Source organism: Neisseria sp. CCUG17229, assembly GCF_047839235.1.
GTDB lineage: Bacteria > Pseudomonadota > Gammaproteobacteria > Burkholderiales > Neisseriaceae > Neisseria > Neisseria brasiliensis.
This window is the reverse complement of record NZ_CP181247.1, coordinates 2,241,363-2,264,062: the sequence shown is the minus strand read 5'-3', so window position 1 is coordinate 2,264,062 and position 22,700 is coordinate 2,241,363. Positions and strand designations below refer to the sequence as shown.

The following is a 22,700-nucleotide window of genomic DNA, read 5'->3' as shown; positions in this document are numbered from 1 at the left end:
AGGCTGTTTCAGCCTGCTTTTTTTGTGTTTTGCATAAAAGTAGCACAATGTAACCGAAAGATAGACAAAATGTAGAAAAAACTATTATTCGCGCACAAGCTATTATAAAATCGAGCAGCTACACTAATTGAAGTACACGGTCGTTTCAGACGGCCTTTTTTATGTTTTACGATACGATACGAATTATGGAAAAGTCTTTGAAAAAAATCAGTTTGGGCGTGGCCCTGGCGTTTGCAGCCACCGCCGCCCAAGCTTCCGGCTATCATTTCGGTACCCAATCGGTAACCGCACAAAGCACGGCCAATGCCGCCGCTGCCGAAGCGGCTGATGCCTCCACCATTTTCTACAATCCGGCCGGTTTGACGAAGCTGGAAAACCACGAAATTACTGCAGCCATCAATGCCGTGGCGCCACATATCAAATACAGTGATGCCGAAGCAACTTACCGCAATGGCGGTAACGTGAACGGTGAAACCGGTGGCAAAATCACCGACGATATTGTGATTGCCCCGCATGTTTACGGCGCTTATAAAGTGAATGATGATGTCACCGTCGGCGTCGGTATGTATGTGCCGTTTGGCTCGTCAACCGAATACAGTAAAGATTCGGTTTTGCGCCATCATTTAAACCAATTGGGTTTGACCACCATTGCCGTTGAGCCGGTCGTGGCGTATCAATTCCATCCGCAACATTCGATTGGTGTCGGTGCGATTGCTCAATATTCGACTGCGGAATTGCGTAAATATGCTGACTGGGATGCCAGTGGAGGGGTGAGTGAGAAAGCAGGATTCGATGCTACCGGCCACGCCGATGGCCATGCTGAAGTAAAAGGCAAAGACTGGGGCTTTGGCTACCAATTGGCGTGGATGTGGGATGTGAATGACCGTACTCGTGTCGGTGTGAATTACCGTTCGAAAGTTAGCCATACGCTTAAAGGTACGGCTGATTGGTATGCTGATGGAGCGGCTGTCAGTACGCCAAATCCTGTATTGGACGGTCAATCGCTTTATGGTGCGGTTATTGGCCAGCCGACTTCACTCAATGCCGGTAAGCCATTGGAGGGCCGTGGCTATGTGCCACATGAAAAAGCCTTGGTTAAAATCGTGACGCCTGAATCTTTGTCGGTACACGGCATGTATAAAGCCACCGATAAGCTGAACCTGTTTGGCGATATCACTTGGACGCGCCACAGCCGTTTCAATAAAGCCGAATTAGTCTTTGAAAATACCAAAAATATTGGCGACGACAACAAATCCGACCGCACCATCATCACCCCAAACTGGCGCAATACCTACAAAGTGGCCATCGGCGGTTCATACCAATACAGCGAGCCGTTGCAACTGCGTGCCGGCATTGCCTTCGACCAAAGCCCGGTACGCGGTGCCGAAAGCCGCTTGAATACCTTGCCTGACGGCAACCGCATTTGGTATTCGGTGGGTGCCAAATACCAATACCGCAAAAACCATGTCTTCGACGTGGCCTACAGCCATATCCACATCAATGACACCAGTTTTAATGCAGCAGCGTCAACTGGTGACAATGTCGACAGCAAAGGCGCGGCAACGGCGAAATTCAACAATTACGCCAATATTTTGGGTGTGCAATACAGCTATAAATTCCGCTAAGATTGGAATAAACTAATTGTGCTGGTAATACAAACAAGCCGTCTGAAAAGGAAAAATTCTTTTCAGACGGCTTGTTTTATCGTTATCTCATTTCAAATCTGCTGGAAACACGCAAAAGATTAATTGCCGATGCGTGTGTGTGTAGTTTCCACGCCTGTTTTGATTTCGCCATACATTTCCGAGCTGCCGTTACCCGATAAACCGCCGGCGCAAGCGGAGAGCAGTAAAACCAAGCCGATAGTAAAAAAGGTTTTCATATTTTTCCTTTATAATTCAAATTGATATTTCTAAAAAGGCCGTCTGAAACGTTTCAGACGGCCTCTGTGTTTATTTGGTATCGCTGCGGAAATGATAAGCGCTGATTTCAAAACCGTTTTTGAAATACAGGCGGTGCGCATTCACGCGGTCTTGGCTGACATGAACATTCAAGTGAATTTTGGTCGCACCTACTTCGCCGCCGATTTTGCGCACTTCATCCAACAGGCGTGAGGCATAACCTTTGCGGCGGCTTTGCGGCATGGTAACGATGTCGTCGATGTGAATATGATGGCCACTGGCCAGATTGTAGGTTTCATGGAAACCGACCACGGCCACGGCATTGTGTTTGCCTTCTTCAAAAATACCGAACAGGCGGTAACCGGCTGGGCGTTGTTGCTGATTAACTTGTTCGACAAAGCGGTTGATGTCGGTCAGGTTGGCGCGCAACATGCTTAAGGCAGCAAAGGCAGTGGCCGTTTCATCCGGCATGATTTCGCGCAACACGCTGTTGTCGGTAGTGGTAGCTTCACGTTGGGATTCGGCGGCGTGTTTCTCTTCAATCGCCTGCGCCAGCATCACTTTTTCATCAGGGTTGTTTTGCGCGGCTTGTTCTTCCAGTAAGGCTTTGCAGTCAATGATGCGTAAATCGTTATCGGAAGCGAAATCCATCAGAAAGCGGAACATCGGCGGATTGATGGTTTCCAGTTCTTTATCCACCGCCACGCAGCGTACTTTATCCACCAAAATCGGCCGTACCCATTTCGAGTAAGACAAGCGGTTGTCTTTGTCGAACGAAGACAGAATACCGCACAAACGTTCCGACCAGTCGCTCGGGCGGAAAACGCGGCCGGAGCTGGTGGTGCCATGAATGACAACTTCGTAAGGATTGCAAACTAACATGGTGTCTTCCTGAAAGATTGGTTCTTCACGAATTATAACTGACTAAGCGGCTTTTCTTCAAAACATTGCGGTAAAAAATTTTTACAAAATCAATAAGATTTGGTTGTGTGGGATCAAACTTCAGACGGCGAGCAGAAAAAAATCAAGGAATTTAAACCATAGTATGGCTTTATTTTTCATATAAATTTCATAATTTTCTTTATTTTTTAGCAGCCCGTTTCTTGTTATTATTTTTATTTTAAATAAAAACAAATTCTTAACTTATACTTTACGGGCGAGGGGATAATTTTATTTGTAAAATTGTCAACAATATATTGCATCTTAGGTTAAATGGGTGTAATGTTTAATTACGTTAAATTGTTGACAATCTTGGAGGCGAGATGAAAAAAATTACGGCAATGATCAAACCTTTTAAATTGGACGATATGCGTGAAGCGCTCAGCAACATCGGTGTACACGGCATGACGGTCAGTGAGGTGAAAGGCTTCGGCCGCCAAAAAGGGCATACCGAAGTGTATCGTGGGGCAGAATATGCGGTGGATTTCATGCCCAAGGTAAAAGTGGAAATCGTGGCGGAAGACGAACGGGTTGGTCAAATCGTCGACATGATTTTGGAAACAGCGCGTACGGGTAAAGTCGGTGACGGCAAGATTTTTGTCGAAGCGGTCGAGCAAGTCATCCGTATCCGTACAGGTGAAACCGGTAACGAGGCCGTCTGAAACCGCAAACATTGTTCAGACGGCATGCAGCAAATCATTGAGAAGAAGAAAAGGACAGAGAACATGAAAAAATCGGCATGGATGGCGGGCTTTTTACCCGCAGGTGCGATGGCAAACAATTTGGATTGGTGGCAACCGTTCAGCGCCATCGATTCGGGTGACACGGCTTGGGTGATGACGGCGGCGGCTTTGGTGCTGTTTATGACGCTGCCCGGCTTGGCTTTGTTTTACGGCGGCATGGTGCGCAAGAAAAACCTGCTCTCTACCATGATGCACAGTTTTTCCATCGCGGCTTTAATCAGCGTATTGTGGGTGGTGGCCGGTTATTCGTTGGCGTTTACGCCGGGCAATGCCTTTACCGGCGGCTTTGATCGGTTGTTTCTCAACGGCATGAGCATGGACATGGCCAAAGAGATGGTGACCGTATCGCCAAATGCAGGCTCGATTCCGGAAACGGTGTTTATGTTTTTCCAAATGACGTTTGCCATCATTTCCACCGCCATTATCACCGGCGCATTTGCCGAGCGCATGAAATATTCGGCGATGATGCTGTTTTCCGGCATATGGTTTCTGCTGGTGTATGTACCGACAGCGCATTGGGTATGGGGCGGCGGCTTTATGAGTGAAGGCGGCGTGTTTGATTACGCGGGCGGCACAGTGGTGCACATCAATGCCGGTGTGGCCGGCTTGGTAGCAGCGTTGGTGTTGGGCAAACGCGTGGGCTATGGCCGCGAAGCTATGCCGCCGCACAATATGGCTTTGACCTTAATCGGCGCGGCGATGTTGTGGTTTGGCTGGTTTGGTTTCAATGCCGGTTCGGCGGTGGCAGCCAATGCTTCGGCAGGCATGGCGATGGCGGTGACACAAATTTCGACCGCATTCGGTGCCATCACTTGGCTGATTTGTGAAAAACTGGCCGGACACAAACCTTCGGCGCTGGGCTTGGCTTCAGGCGCGGTAGCTGGTTTGGTCGGCATTACTCCGGCAGCAGGCTTTGTGGCGACCGGTGGTGCGATCATTATCGGGGTGGTGACGGCAGTAGCATGTTATGTGGCCGTGGCAGTGATTAAGCGCAAGCTGGGTTATGACGATTCGCTTGATGCCTTTGGTATTCACGGTTTTGGCGGCATTGTTGGCGCAATCTTAACCGGCTTGGTGTTCGACAACCAAATCTTCGGCGGCGATGCGACGATTGGTTCGCAAGTGTGGATTCAAACCAAAGATGCTTTGACCACCATTGTGTATAGCGGCGTGATGAGCTGGGTGATTTTAAAAATCGTCGGCAAAATCTGCGGCGGCTTGCGTGTCGATAGAGACACCGAACGCGAAGGCTTGGATTTGACCATTCACGGTGAACGTGTTGAATAATTGAGAAAGGCCGTCTGAAATTCAGACGGCCTTTTATATTATTGAGCAGGTTTCTGTTCTCGACACGCATTCACCGCAGCTTGTGTGCGGGCTTCGATATTCGGCAGCGGTGTGCCGATAGACGCGTCTTTCATTTCTTCGCGCGTAATCGAATCGGCCAGCTTCAGGCTGGCGCATTCGCACAAGGCTTTGATTTCGGCTGTGTCGCCGCCGGAAGAAGCCAAGCAGGATTGGGTGCTGCTTTCGATAAAACCTTCACGAAAGCCGGTGTAAAATTCTTCGTTGTCGGTGTAGGATTTGGCCGCTTCTTGCGAGCAGGCGGTGAGGGTCAGGGCGAGTGCCAATGGCAGCAGAAAACGGAAACGCATCGTTTTTCCTTGGGGAAACGTAAAAAGTGGTTATAGAAGAAAACGGCTGATGCCCGTTAAAGAAATGTTTCAGACGGCCTGCTTGATGTGAATCAGGCCGTCTGAAAAAACATCTTGAAAACCCACGGCGAATCTGTGCACACAGGCTGGGGATATGCGATAATAAGGCCGTCTGAACCATCTGCATGTAACGGCACACCATGAACACACAGCTTTCAGTTGACTGCTTTGCGATTGCTGCTTTCGCGGCGGCCTGATTGTTTCCATTTTCCCGCACGGCGGGTTTTTTTATGGACATTTCAGCCGCTCATTACCGTGTGCCGCGCCATCTTGACATTGGAAAAAGGAAACCCCATGCCCAATCCGCTTTATCGTCAAAACGTCATTTCCATCGCCGATTTGACCACGCCGCAGCTGGAATTGCTGCTCAATACCGCCTTGAAACTCAAAGCCGAGCCGCGCAGCGATTTGCTGGAAGGCAAATTAATTGGGTCGTGCTTTTTCGAGCCGTCCACGCGCACGCGTTTGTCGTTTGAAACCGCCGTGCAACGTTTGGGCGGCAAGGTTATTGGTTTTGCCGACGGCGCCAATACCAGCGCGAAAAAAGGCGAAACACTGGCGGACACGGCACGCATTATTTCCAGCTACACCGATGCGATTATCCAGCGCCATCCGAAAGACGGTGCAGCGCGTGTGTTGGCCGAGTTTTCCGCTGTGCCGGTGATTAATGCGGGCGATGGCACCAACCAACACCCAAGCCAAACTTTACTTGATTTGGTGACGATTTTTGAAACACAAGGCCGTCTGAACGGCTTGAAAGTGGCCATGTGCGGTGATTTGAAATACGGCCGTACCGTGCATTCTTTGTGCCAAGCTTTGAAGCGTTGGGGCTGTGAATTTGCGTTTGTGTCACCGCCGAGCTTGGCCATGCCGGAATACATCACCGAAGAATTGGACGAAGCCGGCTGCACGCATCAGTTCTTTGCCACTTTGGAAGAAGCGGTCGAGTGGGCGGATATTCTTTACATGACCCGCGTGCAGCGTGAGCGTTTCGACGAGCAGGAATTTGCCAAAATCCAAGGCAAATTCAATTTGGATGCCTCGATGCTGACCAACGCCAAACCCAATTTGCGCGTGCTGCATCCTTTGCCGCGTGTCGATGAAATCCATCCGAATGTCGATGCCACGCCGCATGCCTATTATTTTGAACAGGCGACCAACGGCGTGTATGCCCGCATGGCGATTTTGTCGCTGGTGTTGAACGAAGAAGTGTAAGGAGCGCGAAATGGAAAAGAAACAATACAGCGTCGAAGCGATTCAAAACGGCACGGTGATCGACCACATTCCCGCCGGCAAAGGCTTGGCGATTTTGCGCCAATTTAAATTGCTGCATTACGGCAGCGCGGTGACGGTGGGCTTCAATCTACCGAGCAAAACGCAGGGCAGCAAAGACATCATCAAAATCACCGGCGTGTGGCTGGATGATACCGCCGCCAACCGCTTGGCTTTGTTCGCGCCTGAAGCGGTGGTGAATGTGATTGAAGATTTTCAGGTGGTGTCGAAACGCCACTTAACCATGCCGTCTGAAATCAGTGAAGTGTTCTGTTGTCCGAACACCAATTGCGCCAGCCATGGTGAGCCGGTGAAAAGCCGTTTTTACGTGCGCACCCACAATGGTCAAACACGTTTGAAATGCCATTATTGCGAAAAAACCTTCTCGCGCGAATCGGTGGCCGAAGCCTAAAGAAAGTGTTTTTTGCCATACTTCGCAATTATTCTAAAAAACTGACCGCATGGCATAAATGCTTAAATCATAAACAGATAGTCTGTTAGAATAAAGGCCGTCTGAATGGTTCAGACGGCCTTTTAATCACACACGGGAAAACCATGAATTCATCTTTTCAACGCCGTTTCGCGCCGGTTTTATATGTTTTGATTTTTTTTGCCGGATTTTTTGCGGCCTGCTTATGGTTTAATCCGCAAGATTATTTGGCCAATCTGCCGCTGACCTTGATCGCCATTGCCGCAGTGGCTTTGATTTGGCTGATTTATGCAGTGGTTTCCGTGCGTGCCAACCAGCGCCGTGAAATACTGTATCGTGAAAGTCTGATTCAAAAAGAAAGCGTGCATCCGGTGTTGCATGCTGCGATTCATCGTGTGGAGGACAGGCCGGAAATGCTGGTATTGGCCGTGCGCAATTACGGCAAAGGCATGGCGGAAAAGGTGAAAGTACATATCGAAGCCATGCCCGACCAGCCGTGCAGTCAAGCCGTTACCCAAGCGATGGCGCAGCTTCCGGCCGTAGCGGAAGGCATCGACCACTTGGCTTCGGGTGAAACCTATGGCGGTATTTTTGCCGACAGCCGTATGTTGGTCACTGATTTGCCCAACCAAGAATTCAGCGGTGTGGTGCGCGTGACGGTAACGTGTGAAAACACCTTCGGCGATGCCTGCTCTTCCGAAACCGTTTTGGATTTAAGCCTGCTCAACAGTGGCTTCACGGAAGAAAAACCGCGCAAAAAATTATTGTATTGATTTAACCGATTATCCGGCCAAGTTAACAAAGAAATGATTTAAGCTGGTGGTTGGATAACAAGTTTGTTTTCAGACAGCCTGAGAGCTGTGACACAAGTCTCAGGCCGTCTGAATCATTTTTAGGAGAGTTGAATGTTAAGTCTGACGACGATTATCATCGCGGTGACGGTGACGATTGCCTTAGTGGTCATTACTGTGGTCGCCCCCAACCCGATTACCGGCATCATGGCGCTGGTGTTCGGTGCGCTGATTTATTTTGTGTTGTGGCCGAAATACCAAGGCGGCCAGCAAGCCCAAGCGCAAGGTGTAGAAATTCAGGCGGCAGTGCAGGAAGTGCGGCATTGGAACAGTGGCATGCGTAACAGTCAGGGGGATAAATACGAAATCATTGCATTGGCACCCAACCCCTACAACGGCAAAATGCAGCAATTTGTCAGTCCGCCAATGACCACCGATCCGGAACCGTATCTGCCGGATACCGTCACTGTGAAAGTCGATTGGTCGAATCCAAAAGCGTATATTATGGATTTGTCGTTTTTACCGTTTAAGGTGCATTAAATTAAGCCATAAGAAAAGGCCGTCTGAAAGCATATGCTTTCAGACGGCCTTGTTGTTTTTATTCATCCGTGCAAATTATTGCGTGACATTGATTTCGATTTTCTGCTTATTTGGCACTTCAATCGGCTCCATGGTTTTTTCATCGGCCATGTTGTCCAAATCACGGCCCGGCGCGGAAGCGGTGTCGCCGATGCTGATGTTGGTCAGGCTTTCCAAAATTATGGCGGAAGACAGGTTTGCGCTGGTGCGATAAACCATGGCCAAGCCGACTTCTTCGGCCGGAATCGACACAATTTCAACCGTATCGCGTGATTTTGGTTTTGGCAGCAGGTTGTTGTCGTAATTAACTTTCACTTGGTGGCCGCGTTTGTAAAGGCTGACTACAGTGCCTTTGTCCAAACCGTCCAATTCGCCTTTGTCGAGCGTGATGGTTTGGAATTGACCGGCTTCGCCGACGCCTTCAAAAATCGACACGATTTTGGCTTGAATCGACCGGGCCGGTGCGTGCGGCATCATGTTGAAGCTGTCGAGGCCTCCAGGTATTTTCAGCAGGAAATCGTCTTTGCGGATTTCGGATACGGCTTCTTCTACCACCAGCGGCTGCGCGGCTTGGGTGCGCAGTTTCATCATTTTGTGCACTTGGGTGTAGTATTCGTTGCTTTTTAATGTTGATTCCGAATCGCGGGTGCGGTTTGCCAATGCGGTGTCGGTATAAGGCAGGGTGCTGACGATGCCGCTGAACACTACTTCCTGACCCAAGAATTTACGGGTATCAGGGTCGGTGATGTTTTTATTGATGCGGTAGGTCAGGTAGCGGCCGGGTTCGATGTTGCCGTAGCCATACACGCGATTGCCTTGGGTGTAGAGCAGGCGGTTATCAGGACCGGAAATCAGGCGTGGTGCATCGGCGGTTTCTTGGCGCGAGATAATTTGCGGATGCTGCATAAACAAGCGGTAGAAATTCACGTTTACGGTCGGAATGCCGTAGCCGGAGATTTCGCGGATGCGCGGGCTGAGTTTGATGGTCGGAATGCCGTCTGAACCCATGCTTGAGCCTTCAAAACCCAAGCGCGGTTGGCCGTTGACGTAGCGCAACACCAACACCTGACCCGGATAAATCAAATGCGGATTGCGGATTTCGCTGCGGTTGGCGCCCCAAAGGCGGTTCCATTGCCACGGGCTGTAGAGATATTTGCCTGAAATGCCCCATAACGTGTCGCCCGGCTTGACGACGTAGCGTTGTGGTGCATCCGAGCGAACGTTCAGTGCAGAGGCATGAACTTGGGCAGAAATTGCCACGCCTGCCATGCAAAGCAGGGTTATAATATGTTTTTGCATAACCGTTCCTCTTGAAAATCATGCGATTTGTCATCAATTTAACTGAATCAAGAACACGTCAATCGTGGCGTGAAAAATAACAATGGGCGTGACACAGGCTACTGTGTTAGAATTTGCCTATTGATATTTATTGGGCGATAAGATAAATAGATTTAACAATATAAAGGCTATTTTTATCTTTGCATATTACGTCATTCTAAAATAATGATGCTGTCCCCGATAAAGTGTATTAAAGTCAGACATAAATTTTACTGTTTCCGATTGAGAAGAAAAATGGCACTGTTAAACATCCTCCAATATCCAGACGAACGCCTGCATACTGTCGCCCAGCCGGTGGGCGAAGTGGACGAACGCATCCAAACATTAGTTAAAGACATGTTTGAAACCATGTATGAATCGCGCGGCATCGGCTTGGCTGCTACACAGGTGGACGTGCACGAGCGCGTGGTGGTAATCGATTTAACCGAAGACAAAAGCGAACCGCGCGTGTTCATCAATCCCGTGATCATTGAAAAAGACGGCGAAACCACTTACGAAGAAGGCTGCCTGTCGGTGCCGGGCATTTACGACACCGTCACCCGCGCCGAACGGGTTAAAGTGGAAGCGTTGGACGAAAAAGGCGAAAAATTTACCCTTGAAGCCGACGGCCTGCTGGCGATTTGCATTCAGCATGAACTCGACCACCTGATGGGTAAAGTGTTTGTCGAACATTTGTCGCAGCTGAAGCAAAACCGCATTAAAACCAAGCTGAAAAAACGCCAAAAACACAACCTGTAATCAGGATTCAATCTCAACATGCCGTCTGAAAACATTTCCCGTTTTCAGACGGCATGCTTTATTTGGCTGCTATAATATGCGTCAAATCATCAGATTAAACGTTCAGACGGCCTGAAATACTAGCCAAATCTATCTGTTCAAAGGCCGTCTGAAACCCTTGAAGAAAGAAAACCATGAAAGTGATTTTTGCCGGTACGCCCGATTTTGCCGCCGCCGCACTCAAAGCCATTGCTGCCGCCGGTTTCGACATTCCGCTGGTGTTGACCCAGCCCGACCGCCCCAAAGGCCGCGGCATGCAGTTGCACGCATCACCGGTGAAGCAGGCCGCGCTGGAATTGGGTTTACGCGTGGAACAGCCGGAAAAACTGCGCAACAACGCCGAAGCCTTGCAAATGCTCAAAGACGTGGACGCCGATGTGATGGTCGTGGCCGCCTACGGCCTGATTCTGCCGCAAGATGTGCTCGACACGCCGCGCCACGGTTGCCTGAATATTCATGCCTCGCTGTTGCCGCGTTGGCGTGGTGCTGCCCCGATTCAGCGTGCCATTGAAACCGGCGATGCTGAAACCGGCGTGTGCATCATGCAGATGGACATCGGCTTGGATACCGGTAACGTCGTCAGCGAACACCGCTACACCATCGCCCCGACCGATACCGCCAATGAAGTGCACGATGCGCTGATGGCGATAGGTGCTGATGCGATTGTTGCCGATTTGCAACGCTTACAGGCAGAAGGCCGTCTGAATAGCATGCCGCAGCATGAAGAGGGCGTGACCTACGCGCAAAAACTCACCAAAGAAGAAGCCAAAATCAACTGGCAGGAACCCGCCGATGTGGTTGCCCGCAAAATCCGTGCCTTTAATCCCGTGCCGGCTGCATGGGTGGAATGGGACGGCAAGCCGATGAAAATTTGGGCAGCCGAAACCGCGAACCAAAGCGGCAAAGCAGGCGAAGTGTTAGCCTGCGGTTCAGACGGCCTGATTGTTGCCTGCGGCGAACATGCGTTGAAGATTACCGAGTTGCAACCTGCCGGCAGCAAACGCATGAGCATTCAGGCTTTTGCCGCAGGGCGCACGATTGAAGCGGGGACGGTTTTGTAAGTCGTGTGGCAATCCTTAGGCAAGACATTCAGACAGCCTTCAATCATCAAGGCCGTCTGAAAAAATCTAAAAAAGAAAGATACCTTATGCCCATCAATGAATTTAACCAACCCATCGGTAAATCCTTGCCCGATTACACCGCCGGCAGTTATCCTGAAGTAACGCTGTTGTCAGGAAAGTTTTGCCGTTTGGAAAAGCTTTCTGCTGCCAAACACGGTACGGATTTTTATGAAGTGTATGCTGCCGAACACAGCCCGATGCGCAATTGGACGTATTTGCCGATTTTTCCGGTAGCCGACCATGCTGAGTTTGATGATTTGATGGCGGGTTATGAAGCTTCGGCCGATCCGTATTTTTTCGCCATCATTGATACGGCAAGCAATCGGGCGGTGGGCTCATTGAGCCTGATGCGGATTGATACGGCCAACCGTGCGATTGAAGTGGGCTGGGTGGTATATTCTGATAAATTAAAGCGCACGCGGATCGCCACGGAAGCGCAGTATCTGTTGGCAAAATATGTGTTTGAAACGCTGCAATACCGCCGTTATGAATGGAAATGTGATGCCTTAAATGAGCCGTCGCGTAAGGCGGCATTGCGTTTGGGTTTCCAATTTGAAGGCATTTTCCGACAGGCTGCGGTATATAAAGGCCGCAGCCGTGATACGGCTTGGTTTTCGATGATAGACAGCGAATGGCCGCAGAGTAAAGCGCGTTTCGAGCGGTGGTTGGATGATGCCAATTTTGATGAACAGGGTAATCAACGTGTGTCGTTGAGCGAAATATAAATATTTGTTTAACAAGATAATCAATGAATTTGTTTCAGACGGCCTCAAATCATCAAGGCCGTCTGAAAAAAGAAAAGTAAACCAATTATGAAAGTGTTCCCATGAGTATGGCATTGGCACAAAAGCTGGCCGCCGATAGTATTGCGGCGGTGGCGCAGGGGCAGAACCTGCAAGACGTATTGGCGGCCATTCGTGCGGCCAACCCTGAATTGAGTGCGCAGGAAAGTGGTGCGCTGCAAGACATTGCTTACGGTTGCCAGCGTTATCTGGGCAGTCTGAAATTTATGCTCGGCAAAATGCTGAATAAGCCGATTGATAATGTGCAGCTGGAAAGCCTGCTGTTGGCAGCTTTGTACCAACTGCATTACACGCGCAATGCGCCGCATGCGGTGGTGAATGAAGCGGTGGAGAGCATTGCCAAAATCGGCCGCGGCCAGTATCGCTCGTTTGCCAATGCGATTTTGCGCCGTTTTCTGCGTGAGCGCGAAAAGCTGGTGGCAGCGTGCAAATACGACGACACGGCCAAACACAATCTGCCGCAATGGTGGGTGGCGTATCTGCAAAACCATTATCCGAAATATTGGCACAACATCACCGCCGCGCTGCAATCGCATCCGCCGATGACTTTGCGTGTCAACCGCCGCCACGGTAATGCGGAGGATTATCTGCAAAAATTGGCTGCGGAAGGCATTGAAGCGAAGGCTTTGGATGAATATGCGGTGACCTTGACCGAAGCCGTGCCGGTAAGTCGTTTGCCCGGTTTTTCAGACGGCCTGGTGTCGGTGCAGGACTTTGGTGCGCAAAAAGCGGCGTATTTGCTCAATCCGCAAAATGGTGAACGTATTCTCGATGCTTGTGCTGCACCGGGTGGGAAAACAGGGCATTTGCTGGAATTGGCCGATTGTCATGTGACTGCTTTGGATATTGATGCGACGCGTTTGTCGCGCGTACAAAGCAATATCGACCGCTTAGGCTTTCAGACGGCCACTTTGCATTGCGCCGATGCGCAGGATTTGGCTGCATGGTATGATGGCAAACAGTTTGACGCGGTATTGGCCGATGTGCCGTGTACCGCTTCGGGTGTGGCGCGCCGCAATCCCGACATCAAATGGTTGCGCCGCCCCAATGATGCGCTGAAAACCGCCCGCCAACAGGAAGCCTTGTTGGATGCTTTATGGCAAACTCTGACAAAAAACGGCAGGATGCTGTTGGCGACGTGTTCGATTTTTGTCGAAGAAAACGATCAGCAGCTGCAAAAATTCCTTAACCGCCATGCCGATGCCCGCTTGCTGGAATCGCATGTGCTTTTACCGAACAAACACCAAGATGGCTTTTATTACGCGCTTATTCAAAAGCAGTAAACTCATGCTGCTGCCGATTCTGCTGGCTGCGTCGTTGCACGCGGCGGCGGAAGGCATCAGTGCGACCCGTGCCGAGGCCGGCTTGATGGATAACGGCCAATTGTCGGTCAGCAGCCGTTTCAAAACCGAGTTGCCCGACCAGCTCAAACAAGCTTTGCAGCAGGGCGTGCCGCTGAATTTTTCTTTGTCTTACCAATTGTCGGAGCCGACGATTGCGGCCTACCGTTTCCGCTTGGAACATCTTTTAAACGACGGCAATACGGTCAACTATAAATTATCGTTCCATCCGTTGACCAACCGCTACCGCGTCACGGTAGGCACGTTTTCTACCGAATACGATACCTTGAATGCTGCCTTGCGTGCGGTGGGTGCGATTGCCAACTGGAAAGTGTTGAGTAAAGGCACGTTACGCAATAGCGAGCCGAAAGACATCAAAGCGCAAATCCGTTTGCAATTGTCCACATCCAAGCTACCGAAGCCTTTCCAAATCAATGCCCTGACATCACGAAGCTGGAGCCTGGATTCGGGCTGGAAAAGCTTGACGGTTACGCGGGAATAAATTATGCGCCGCTTTCTTTTCATCGCCGTTTTATTGGCCGTGGCGCTGCTCTACGGATTGACGGTTGCCACCGGCAGCAGTAGCCGGATTGCCGATTATTTCTGGTGGATTATCGTCTTGTGCGGCCTGCTGATGCTGGTATTGTCAGTGGTGTTGGTGCGCTATGTGCTGCTGCTCATGCGCGACAGCAAAAACGGCGTGTTCGGCTCGCAAATCGCCCGCCGACTGTCGGGTATGTTTACCTTGGTGGCGGTATTGCCGAGCGTGTTTTTGTTCGGCATTTCTGCCCAATTTATTAACGGCACGATTAATTCTTGGTTCGGTAATGACACCGAACAAGCACTGGAGCGCAGCTTAAACTTGAGCAAATCGGCCTTGGATTTGGCAGTGGATAATGCTGTCAGCAATGCCACACCGATTCAGATTGATTTGATCAGCGCCTCATCGTTAGACAATGATTTGGGCAACGCGCTGGCTGCCGCTTCGAATGCCAACGATTTCACCCAATTAGCCTTGTATAACTTAAGCCAAGACCGTTTTGAAAAAATCATCAATCCGCAAAACCTGAACCAGCCGAAAATTGATAAGGCCGGCCAAGAGCAATTGCAGCAGGCCGGTTCGCTGCGCAGCTTGGAAAACATCGGCAATGTGTTGTATGCGCAAGGTTGGCTGTCGATTGGTAACTACAATAATCAGGAATATGCCTTTTTCTTCCGCCAGCCGATTCCGCAAAATGTGGCGCAGGATGCGACCCTGATTGAGTCGGCGCGTGCAAAATATGCTGAATTAAGTTATGCCAAGCAAGGCTTGCAAACCTTCTTTCTGGTGACTTTATTAGTAGCGGCATTGCTGGCGATTTTCTTGGCTTTGGTAATGGCTTTGTATTTTGCCCGTCGCTTTGTCGAGCCGATTTTGTCGCTGGCAGAAGGCGCACGGGCAGTAGCGCAGGGTGATTTCAGCCAGCAGCGCCCGGTGTACCGTAACGACGAATTCGGCCGCTTGACGCATTTGTTCAACCACATGACCCAGCAATTGGCGATTGCCAAAGATGTAGACGAACGCAGCCGCTTGCAGCAAGAAGCCGCTCGCCATTATTTGGAATGCGTGTTGGAAAGCCTGACTACCGGTGTGATTACTTTGGATGCAGAAGGCCGTCTGAAAACCTTCAATAAATCCGCCGAACACATTTTAGGTGTGTCGCTGGTGCCGTTGTGGGGCAGTAATTGGCACGACTGGCGCGGACAGTCGCCACAGCAGACTTTGCTGGCAGATGTGTTTGCCGCAATTGAAGCCACGTTTGATGCCAATAAACCGGTACAGGTGGAATATGCCGCGCCCGACGATGCGCGGATTCTGCTCGGCAAGGCCACGCTTTTGCCGGAAGACAACGACAGCGGTTTGGTGATGGTGATTGACGATGTGACCCTGCTCATGCGCGCACAAAAAGAAGCGGCGTGGGGTGAAGTGGCCAAACGGTTGGCACACGAAATCCGCAATCCACTGACGCCGATTCAGTTGTCTGCCGAAAGATTGGCATGGAAATTGCATGATAAATTGGATGAGCAACACGCCCAGATTTTGACCCGCTCAACCGATACCATTGTCAAGCAGGTGGCCGCGCTGAAAGAAATGGTGGAAGCATTCCGCAATTACGCCCGCGCGCCGTCGTTGAGTCTGGAAAAGCATAATTTGAATACTTTAGTAGAAGAAGTATTGGTGCTGTACGAGGGCAGCGCGTGTACATTTACTGCTAAATTCAGTAATATAGGGTTATTCATCCATGCGGATACCACCGCCATGCGGCAGGTGTTGCACAATATATTTAAAAATGCGGCTGAAGCAGCAGAAAGTGACCCAAACCCGCAGATAGACATTGAAACCGCTTTGAGTGATGATGGGCAGGTTACCTTGACCGTTTGCAACAACGGCAAAAGCTTCAGCAAAGAAATGTTGCATAATGCTTTTGAGCCTTATGTAACTGATAAACCGACAGGTACAGGGCTGGGTTTGCCTGTGGTGAAGAAAATTATTGAAGAGCACGGCGGCCGTATCAGCTTGAGCAATCAGACCGACGGCGGTGCATGTGTCAAAATAGCGTTACCCCAACAGGTAGAAACTTATGCGCAGCAGTGATATTTTAATTGTAGATGACGAGGTGGGTATCCGAGATTTACTATCGGAAATCCTCCAAGACGAAGGTTATACCGTGACTTTGGCGGAAAATGCTGAAGAAGCACGTCAATTGCGCCACCAAACCCGCCCGGCTATGGTTTTGCTGGATATTTGGATGCCCGATTGCGACGGGATTACCTTGCTGAAAGAGTGGGCCAAAAACGGCCAACTCAATATGCCGGTGGTGATGATGAGCGGTCATGCCAGCATTGATACTGCTGTGGAGGCGACCAAAATCGGCGCATTGGACTTCTTGGAAAAACCGATTGCTCTGCAAAAATTGCTTGCTACCGTTGACCGTGCCCTCAAGCACGGCGAGATGCAGGCGGCAGCCGGTTTGTCTTTAGACCGTTTGGGCAACAGTCCGGTGATTCAGGAATTGAATCAAAAATTAGAGTTGGCTTCCAAACAGAGTGGGCCGGTATTACTGACCGGTGAAGCCGGTTCACCATTTGAATGGGTGGCACGCTATTTTCATAAGCATGGCATGCCTTGGGTAGAACCGATTAAAGTTGAACATATTGTCGATACCCCGTTGGAGCTGCTGCAAAAAGCCAATGGCGGTATCCTGTATGTCGGTGATATTGCCCAATACAGCAAAAACATTCAAAACGGTATTGTGTTCTTATTGGGCAAGGCTGACCGCTACAATGTGCGCATCGTGGCAGCCAGCAGCCGATCGGCAGAAGAGTTGGCCGAATCGGCCACGGCAGACAACAAATTGCCGGGCTTATTATCCAAAATCATTGTCGGTGTGCCGACTTTGCGCAGCCAGCCGGATGACATTGTTTTCTTGGTTAACCAAATTTTGATTGAATTGGCCGAGACGCAAAAAATTCCGCTGGCCAAATTCAGTAACGGCGCGCTGACCGTGTTGCGCCAATACGAATGGCCGGGCAACTTTGAGCAACTGCGCACCGTGGTGAAAAACTTGGCTTTAGAAGCCGATGGCGAAGAAGTGCAGGAACAAGCGGCAGCGGCAGCTTTAGGACAGCATATATCGTCTGCCTCGTCGGAAATGGTCGGCGGTTTTAATTTCAATATGCCGTTGCGTGAATTGCGCGAAGAACTGGAACGTCGCTATTTTGAATACCATATTGCGCAAGAAGGCCAAAACATGAGCCGTGTGGCGCAAAAAGTCGGTTTGGAGCGCACGCATTTATACCGTAAATTGAAGCAGCTCGGTATCAGCGTTTCCCGCCGCAACAGCGATAAAACCGAAGACTGATCATCCAACCGTTTAAGGCCGTCTGAACGTCAAAAACACTTCAGACGGCCTTTGTCTGTTTGCGGCCCGTTTAATGCCTGTATAATCACGGGCATTAAAAATATGACTGTAATGATTATTTTGATGGTGTTCAACATGATATTGAGGCCATCTGAAAAAGGGTACGGGCATGAACGATAACGAACGCTTTGCATGGGTACAACTCGCGCTGACGCCTTACATCGGTGCGGAAAGTTTTTTGCTTTTGCTGCAGCATTTCGGCAGCGCAGAAGCGGCATTGGCCGCGCCGTCTGAAATCATCGCGAAACTGGTGCGGCATAAACAAGCCGTGGCTGCGTGGCAACAAGCTGATAAACGCGATGCTGCCAAAGCCGCTGCCGAAGCCGCGTTAAACTGGGCGCAGCAGGAGCATTGCCGCTTGCTGCTGTTGCAGGACGATGATTTCCCCGATATGCTGACCGAAGGCATCACGCCGCCGCCGTTGTTATTTTTGCGCGGCAATAGCGATTTGTTGCACAAGCCTTCCGCCGCGATTGTCGGCAGTCGCCATGCTACCCCGCAGGCGATGCGCATTGCCCGCGATTTCGGCATGGCTTTGAGTGAACAAGGCATTCCGGTGGTTTCGGGTATGGCGGCCGGCATCGATACCGCCGCCCATCAAGGCGCGCTGCTTTCAGACGGCGGTACCATCGCCGTATGGGGCACAGGCATAGACCGTATTTATCCGCCATCGAATAAACAGCTTGCCTACGAAATTGCCGAGCGTGGGCTGATTATCAGCGAGTTTCCATTAGACACGCGGCCATATGCCGGTAATTTTCCGCGCCGCAACCGCCTGATTGCTGCTTTATCGCGTTTGACTTTGGTGGTGGAAGCGGCGGTAGAGTCGGGTTCGCTGATTACCGCCAAGCTCGCTGCCGAGATGGGGCGTGAAGTGATGGCCGTTCCCGGTTCGATTGATAATCCGCATAGCAAAGGCTGTCACAAGCTGATTAAAGAGGGCGCCAAACTGGTGGAAAGCTTGGAAGATATCGTACAAGAATGTCCGCAGCTATTGCAAAACACCCCATTACCATCATATTCTATATATAAGCGTCCGCAAAACACACTGGCCGTCGAGCCGAAAGCCAAGCCCGAGACAAGCGCCAAACCGCTTGTTGAAACCGATATCAGGCCGTCTGAAACCCAAAACACGGCAGACAACACGTTATTAAACGCCATGGGTTACGATGCCATTCATCCCGATACCTTGGCCGAGTTGCTGAATTGGCCGGCGGCTGATGTATATGCCCAATTGCTGGAATATGAGCTGGACGGCGTGATTGCCCCGCTGGCCGGCGGACGCTACCAACGGATTAAAACATAACATTTAAGGAACACGCATGGCCGAAGTCATTGCTTTTTTAATCGAACATTTTCAGGATTTTGATGCCTGTCCGCCGCCGGAAGATTTGGGGCAACTGCTCGAAGATGCCGGTTTTGATGCGATGGAAATCGGCAATACCCTGATGATGATGGAAGTGTTGCTCAACAGTTCCGAATTCGCCATCGAGCCGATCGACGGCACGGCCTTGCGCGTGTACAGCGTGGAAGAAGCCGATGTATTGCCGCAAGAGGTGATGGGTTTGCTGCATTACCTGATTGCCGAGCGCGCGATTACGTACGAGCAGCGTGAAATCGTGGTGCATGCGCTGATGCACATTCCGGCAGATGAAATCACTGTTGATATTGCCAAAGTGCTGACCTTGCTGGTGTTGTGGGCGCACAAGAGCGAATTGCCGGTGTTGATCGGCGATGATTTGATGGCGGCTTTAAACGGCAACGCTGTGATGCATTAATTTTTTCAGACGGCCTTGATAAAAAAGGCCGTCTGAAATTTACAATAACAAAAGAGAGTAACGATGGCTAAAAACCTTGTAATCGTCGAATCTCCGTCTAAGGCCAAAACCTTAAAAAAATATCTGGGCGGGGATTATGAAATTTTGGCTTCATACGGCCATGTGCGCGATCTCGTGCCGAAAAACGGCGCGGTTGATCCGGAAAACGACTTCGCCATGAAATACCAATTGGTTTCGCGCAATGCCAAACACGTTGATGCCATTGTGGCCGAAGCCAAAGAAGCCGAAAACATCTATCTGGCGACTGACCCGGATAGGGAAGGCGAAGCCATTTCGTGGCACTTGCAGGAAATCCTCAAATCCAAACGCGGTCTGAAAAACATCAAACCGCAGCGCGTGGTGTTTCACGAAATCACCAAAAACGCGGTGCTCGATGCCATCGCCCATCCGCGCGAATTGGAAATCAACTTGGTCGATGCCCAACAAGCGCGCCGTGCCTTGGATTACTTGGTCGGCTTCAACTTATCGCCGCTGCTGTGGAAAAAAATCCGCCGTGGCTTGAGTGCCGGCCGCGTACAAAGCCCTGCTTTGCGTTTGATTTGCGAGCGCGAAAACGAAATCCGCGCATTTGAAGCGCAAGAGTATTGGACGGTGCATCTCGATAGCCACAAAGGCCGTAGCAAATTTACTGCCAAATTGGCGCAATACAATGGCGAGAAACTCGACCAATTCGCGCTGCCGAATGAAGCCGCCCAAGCCGATGTGTTGAACGAGCTCACCGGCAAAGAAGCCGTAGTCAGTGGCGTGGAAAAGAAAAAACGCAGCCGCAATCCGGCCGCGCCGTTTACCACGTCGACCATGCAGCAAGATGCCGTGCGCAAACTCGGTATGACCACCGACCGCACCATGCGAACTGCCCAGCAGCTTTACGAAGGTATCGATGTCGGCCAAGGCGCGATTGGTTTGATTACCTATATGCGTACCGACAGCCTGAATTTGGCCGATGAAGCCGTGGTCGAAATCCGCCACTATATAGAAAACAAAATCGGCAAAGAATATCTGCCATCGTCTGCCAAACAATACAAAACCAAGTCGAAAAACGCTCAAGAAGCGCACGAAGCGATTCGCCCGACTTCTGTTTACCGCACGCCTGAAAGCGTGAAACCGTTTCTGACGGCCGACCAATTCAAGCTTTACCAAATGATTTGGCAGCGCACCGTTGCCTGCCAGATGTCGCCGGCCAAATTTGACCAAACTACTGTTGACATCAGCGTTGGCAAAGGCGTGTTCCGTGTAACCGGTCAAGTGCAAACCTTTGCCGGTTTCTTGAGCGTGTACGAAGAAAGCACCGACGACGAGAGCGAAGAAAACAAAAAGCTGCCGGAAATGGTCGAAGGCGACAAATTGCCGGTGGATAATCTCTACGGTGAACAGCATTTCACCACCCCGCCGCCACGCTTCAACGAAGCAACCTTGGTGAAAGCCTTGGAAGAATTTGGCATCGGCCGCCCGTCGACTTATGCCAGCATTATTTCCACGCTGAAAGACCGCGAATACGTGACGTTGGAACAAAAACGCTTTATGCCGACCGATACCGGCGACATCGTCAACAAATTCCTGACCGAACATTTTGCCCAATACGTCGATTATCACTTTACCGCCAAGCTCGAAGACCAGCTTGACGAAATCGCCAACGGCAAACGCCGCTGGGTGCCGGTGATGAATTCGTTTTGGAAAGGCTTCAGTAAGCAGGTTGAAGAAAAAGAAGGCATCGAACGCGCCAAATTCACCACCGAAGAATTGGACGAAACTTGCCCGAAATGCGGCAATCACAAGCTGCAAATCAAATTCGGCCGCAATGGTCGCTTTGTGGCCTGCGCCGGTTATCCCGAATGCGGTTACACTCGCAACGTGAACGAAACCGCTGAAGAAGCTGCCGAGCGCCAAGCCAAAGAAGCCGCCGAACAAGCCGAGCTGGACGGCCGCGAATGCCCGAAATGCGGCGGCGGATTGGTGTATAAATACAGCCGCACCGGCAGCAAGTTTATCGGTTGCGCCAACTATCCGAAGTGCAAACACATCGAACCGTTGGAAAAACCGAAAGACACCGGCGTCGAATGTCCGCAATGTAAAAAAGGCCATCTGGTCGAGCGCAAATCACGCTACGGCAAACTGTTTTACAGCTGCAGCACCTATCCCGACTGTAACTACGCTACTTGGAATCCACCGGTAGCCGAAACCTGCCCGCAATGCCAATGGCCGGTCTTGACCATTAAAACCACCAAACGCTGGGGCGTGGAAAAGGTTTGTCCGCAAAAAGAATGCGGCTGGAAAGAGCAAATCGAGCCGCCTGTGCCTAAGGGTAGCAAAGCTGACGAAGAGTAAGGTTGGTTTAAATGAGGAGGCCGTCTGAAAATGTGAAATACAGTTTCAGACGGCCTTTTATCTATCAAGTTGTTGTATAATAAGATTTACGGTTTAATCAGGCCGTCTGAAATATTCAGACGGCCTCAATCTATGGTTTTTATGGCAAAGACAAAACACAATCAGAAACACACTAACCAAGTGCGTATTATCGGCGGACAATGCCGCGGCCGTAAGCTGGCTTTTGCGTCGGCAGAAGGTTTGCGTCCCACGCCCGATATGGTGCGTGAGAAGCTGTTTAATTGGCTGGGGCAGGACTTAACCGGTAAAACAGTATTGGATTTGTTCAGTGGCAGTGGTGCGCTGGGGTTGGAGGCCGCTTCACGTCATGCCAAGCGTGTGGTGCTGGTGGATAATCACCGCCAAACGTTGCAATCTCTGCAGCACAACGCGCGTGAATTAGGCTTAGCGCAAGTGGAAACCATTTTTTCAGACGGCCTGAGTTTTCTGAAAAATCAAAGTGGACAGTTTGACGTGATTTTTTTGGATCCACCGTTTGCATGGCAGCAGTGGGATGATTTATTTGCTTTGCTGCAAGGCCGTTTGACAAACAATGCAATGGTTTATATCGAAGCAGGGGTATTGCCGTCCAAGCCGGAATGGTTAGAAGAGTATCGCGAAGGCAAGGCAGGTATGAGCCGCTTCCAATTGCTGCATTATGTGCAAGTGGCTGAATAGTATAGGATTTGAGAATCATTACCAGGGTGTAAACATTCTTTGAACATGCGCTTTTTTGAATAGATTATGCTATAATCCGCGCCCATCGGTTTTGAAATTTAATAAAAAA

General features: G+C 50.4%; 22 protein-coding genes. 18 read left to right on the top strand and 4 right to left on the bottom strand.

The window, feature by feature from the left end:
• The first annotated feature begins 185 nt into the window (after positions 1-185).
• Entirely contained in the window at positions 186-1,625 is a 1,440-nt protein-coding gene (locus ACM67B_RS10875; RefSeq protein ID WP_416189617.1) for an OmpP1/FadL family transporter, read from the top strand.
• A 119-nt stretch (positions 1,626-1,744) separates the two neighbouring features.
• Here ACM67B_RS10875 and ACM67B_RS10870 read toward each other — a convergent pair whose 3' ends face one another.
• On the bottom strand, positions 1,745-1,882 hold the full coding sequence (locus ACM67B_RS10870) for a hypothetical protein (RefSeq protein WP_416189616.1): 138 nt from the start codon (positions 1,880-1,882) through the stop codon (positions 1,745-1,747).
• Positions 1,883-1,952: 70 nt separating this feature from the next.
• Positions 1,953-2,783, bottom strand: a complete 831-nt coding sequence (locus ACM67B_RS10865) for a GNAT family N-acetyltransferase (protein WP_416189615.1) — start codon at positions 2,781-2,783, stop codon at positions 1,953-1,955.
• 380 nt (positions 2,784-3,163) lie between these two features.
• On the opposite strand from ACM67B_RS10865, the gene ACM67B_RS10860 reads away from it, so the two are divergent.
• Both ACM67B_RS10860 and ACM67B_RS10855 read left to right on the top strand, forming a co-directional pair.
• Positions 3,164-3,502 carry a P-II family nitrogen regulator gene (locus ACM67B_RS10860; protein WP_095502334.1) on the top strand — a complete coding sequence of 113 codons (339 nt, stop codon included), beginning with the start codon at positions 3,164-3,166 and terminating at the stop codon, positions 3,500-3,502.
• A 63-nt stretch (positions 3,503-3,565) separates the two neighbouring features.
• Complete coding sequence (locus tag ACM67B_RS10855; protein ID WP_416189614.1) at positions 3,566-4,870, top strand: ammonium transporter; 1,305 nt, start codon at positions 3,566-3,568, stop codon at positions 4,868-4,870.
• Positions 4,871-4,908: 38 nt separating this feature from the next.
• Here the strand turns inward: ACM67B_RS10855 and ACM67B_RS10850 are convergent, their stop codons facing one another.
• The gene (locus ACM67B_RS10850; RefSeq protein WP_416189613.1) at positions 4,909-5,238 is read right to left on the bottom strand and encodes a hypothetical protein; all 330 of its coding nucleotides are present in this window, start codon (positions 5,236-5,238) and stop codon (positions 4,909-4,911) included.
• A gap of 354 nt (positions 5,239-5,592) precedes the next feature.
• Here ACM67B_RS10850 and pyrB point away from each other — a divergent pair, with 354 nt between their 5' ends.
• The 4 genes from pyrB to ACM67B_RS10830 all read left to right on the top strand — a co-directional run bounded on the left by pyrB (position 5,593) and on the right by ACM67B_RS10830 (position 8,331).
• Positions 5,593-6,513, top strand: a complete 921-nt coding sequence (gene pyrB, locus ACM67B_RS10845; RefSeq protein WP_416189612.1) for an aspartate carbamoyltransferase — start codon at positions 5,593-5,595, stop codon at positions 6,511-6,513.
• Positions 6,514-6,523: 10 nt separating this feature from the next.
• Complete coding sequence (pyrI, locus tag ACM67B_RS10840; protein WP_416189611.1) at positions 6,524-6,982, top strand: aspartate carbamoyltransferase regulatory subunit; 459 nt, start codon at positions 6,524-6,526, stop codon at positions 6,980-6,982.
• Between the two features lie 143 nt (positions 6,983-7,125).
• Positions 7,126-7,773: a hypothetical protein gene (locus ACM67B_RS10835; protein ID WP_416189610.1), complete on the top strand. Its 648-nt coding sequence runs from the start codon at positions 7,126-7,128 to the stop codon at positions 7,771-7,773.
• Positions 7,774-7,905: 132 nt separating this feature from the next.
• Positions 7,906-8,331: a hypothetical protein gene (locus ACM67B_RS10830; RefSeq protein ID WP_416189609.1), complete on the top strand. Its 426-nt coding sequence runs from the start codon at positions 7,906-7,908 to the stop codon at positions 8,329-8,331.
• A 75-nt stretch (positions 8,332-8,406) separates the two neighbouring features.
• Here ACM67B_RS10830 and ACM67B_RS10825 read toward each other — a convergent pair whose 3' ends face one another.
• Positions 8,407-9,669, bottom strand: coding sequence for a LysM peptidoglycan-binding domain-containing protein (locus ACM67B_RS10825; protein ID WP_416189608.1), 1,263 nt, complete (start codon positions 9,667-9,669; stop codon positions 8,407-8,409).
• 273 nt (positions 9,670-9,942) lie between these two features.
• On the opposite strand from ACM67B_RS10825, the gene def reads away from it, so the two are divergent.
• From def to rsmD, 11 genes are all read left to right on the top strand, one after another.
• Complete coding sequence (gene def / locus ACM67B_RS10820) at positions 9,943-10,446, top strand: peptide deformylase (RefSeq protein ID WP_416189607.1); 504 nt, start codon at positions 9,943-9,945, stop codon at positions 10,444-10,446.
• A 173-nt stretch (positions 10,447-10,619) separates the two neighbouring features.
• The gene (fmt, locus tag ACM67B_RS10815; protein WP_416189606.1) at positions 10,620-11,546 is read left to right on the top strand and encodes a methionyl-tRNA formyltransferase; all 927 of its coding nucleotides are present in this window, start codon (positions 10,620-10,622) and stop codon (positions 11,544-11,546) included.
• 86 nt (positions 11,547-11,632) lie between these two features.
• Positions 11,633-12,331: a GNAT family N-acetyltransferase gene (locus tag ACM67B_RS10810; protein WP_416189605.1), complete on the top strand. Its 699-nt coding sequence runs from the start codon at positions 11,633-11,635 to the stop codon at positions 12,329-12,331.
• A gap of 101 nt (positions 12,332-12,432) precedes the next feature.
• Positions 12,433-13,692 carry a 16S rRNA (cytosine(967)-C(5))-methyltransferase RsmB gene (gene rsmB / locus ACM67B_RS10805; RefSeq protein WP_416189604.1) on the top strand — a complete coding sequence of 420 codons (1,260 nt, stop codon included), beginning with the start codon at positions 12,433-12,435 and terminating at the stop codon, positions 13,690-13,692.
• Positions 13,658-14,251, top strand: a complete 594-nt coding sequence (locus ACM67B_RS10800; RefSeq protein ID WP_416189603.1) for a DUF4390 domain-containing protein — start codon at positions 13,658-13,660, stop codon at positions 14,249-14,251. Before rsmB ends, ACM67B_RS10800 begins: the two co-directional genes overlap by 35 nt.
• 3 nt (positions 14,252-14,254) lie before the next feature.
• A complete protein-coding gene (locus tag ACM67B_RS10795) occupies positions 14,255-16,384 on the top strand; it encodes an ATP-binding protein (RefSeq protein WP_416189602.1) in 2,130 nt (709 codons plus the stop codon).
• Entirely contained in the window at positions 16,371-17,651 is a 1,281-nt protein-coding gene (locus ACM67B_RS10790) for a sigma-54-dependent transcriptional regulator (RefSeq protein WP_416189601.1), read from the top strand. Before ACM67B_RS10795 ends, ACM67B_RS10790 begins: the two co-directional genes overlap by 14 nt.
• Before the next feature lie 169 nt (positions 17,652-17,820).
• Positions 17,821-19,017: a DNA-processing protein DprA gene (gene dprA / locus ACM67B_RS10785; protein ID WP_416189600.1), complete on the top strand. Its 1,197-nt coding sequence runs from the start codon at positions 17,821-17,823 to the stop codon at positions 19,015-19,017.
• Between the two features lie 16 nt (positions 19,018-19,033).
• Complete coding sequence (locus ACM67B_RS10780; RefSeq protein WP_100564325.1) at positions 19,034-19,489, top strand: DUF494 family protein; 456 nt, start codon at positions 19,034-19,036, stop codon at positions 19,487-19,489.
• Positions 19,490-19,552: 63 nt separating this feature from the next.
• Positions 19,553-21,874, top strand: coding sequence for a type I DNA topoisomerase (topA, locus tag ACM67B_RS10775; RefSeq protein ID WP_416189599.1), 2,322 nt, complete (start codon positions 19,553-19,555; stop codon positions 21,872-21,874).
• 141 nt (positions 21,875-22,015) lie between these two features.
• Positions 22,016-22,591, top strand: coding sequence for a 16S rRNA (guanine(966)-N(2))-methyltransferase RsmD (gene rsmD / locus ACM67B_RS10770; protein ID WP_416189598.1), 576 nt, complete (start codon positions 22,016-22,018; stop codon positions 22,589-22,591).
• Positions 22,592-22,700 lie beyond the last annotated feature (109 nt).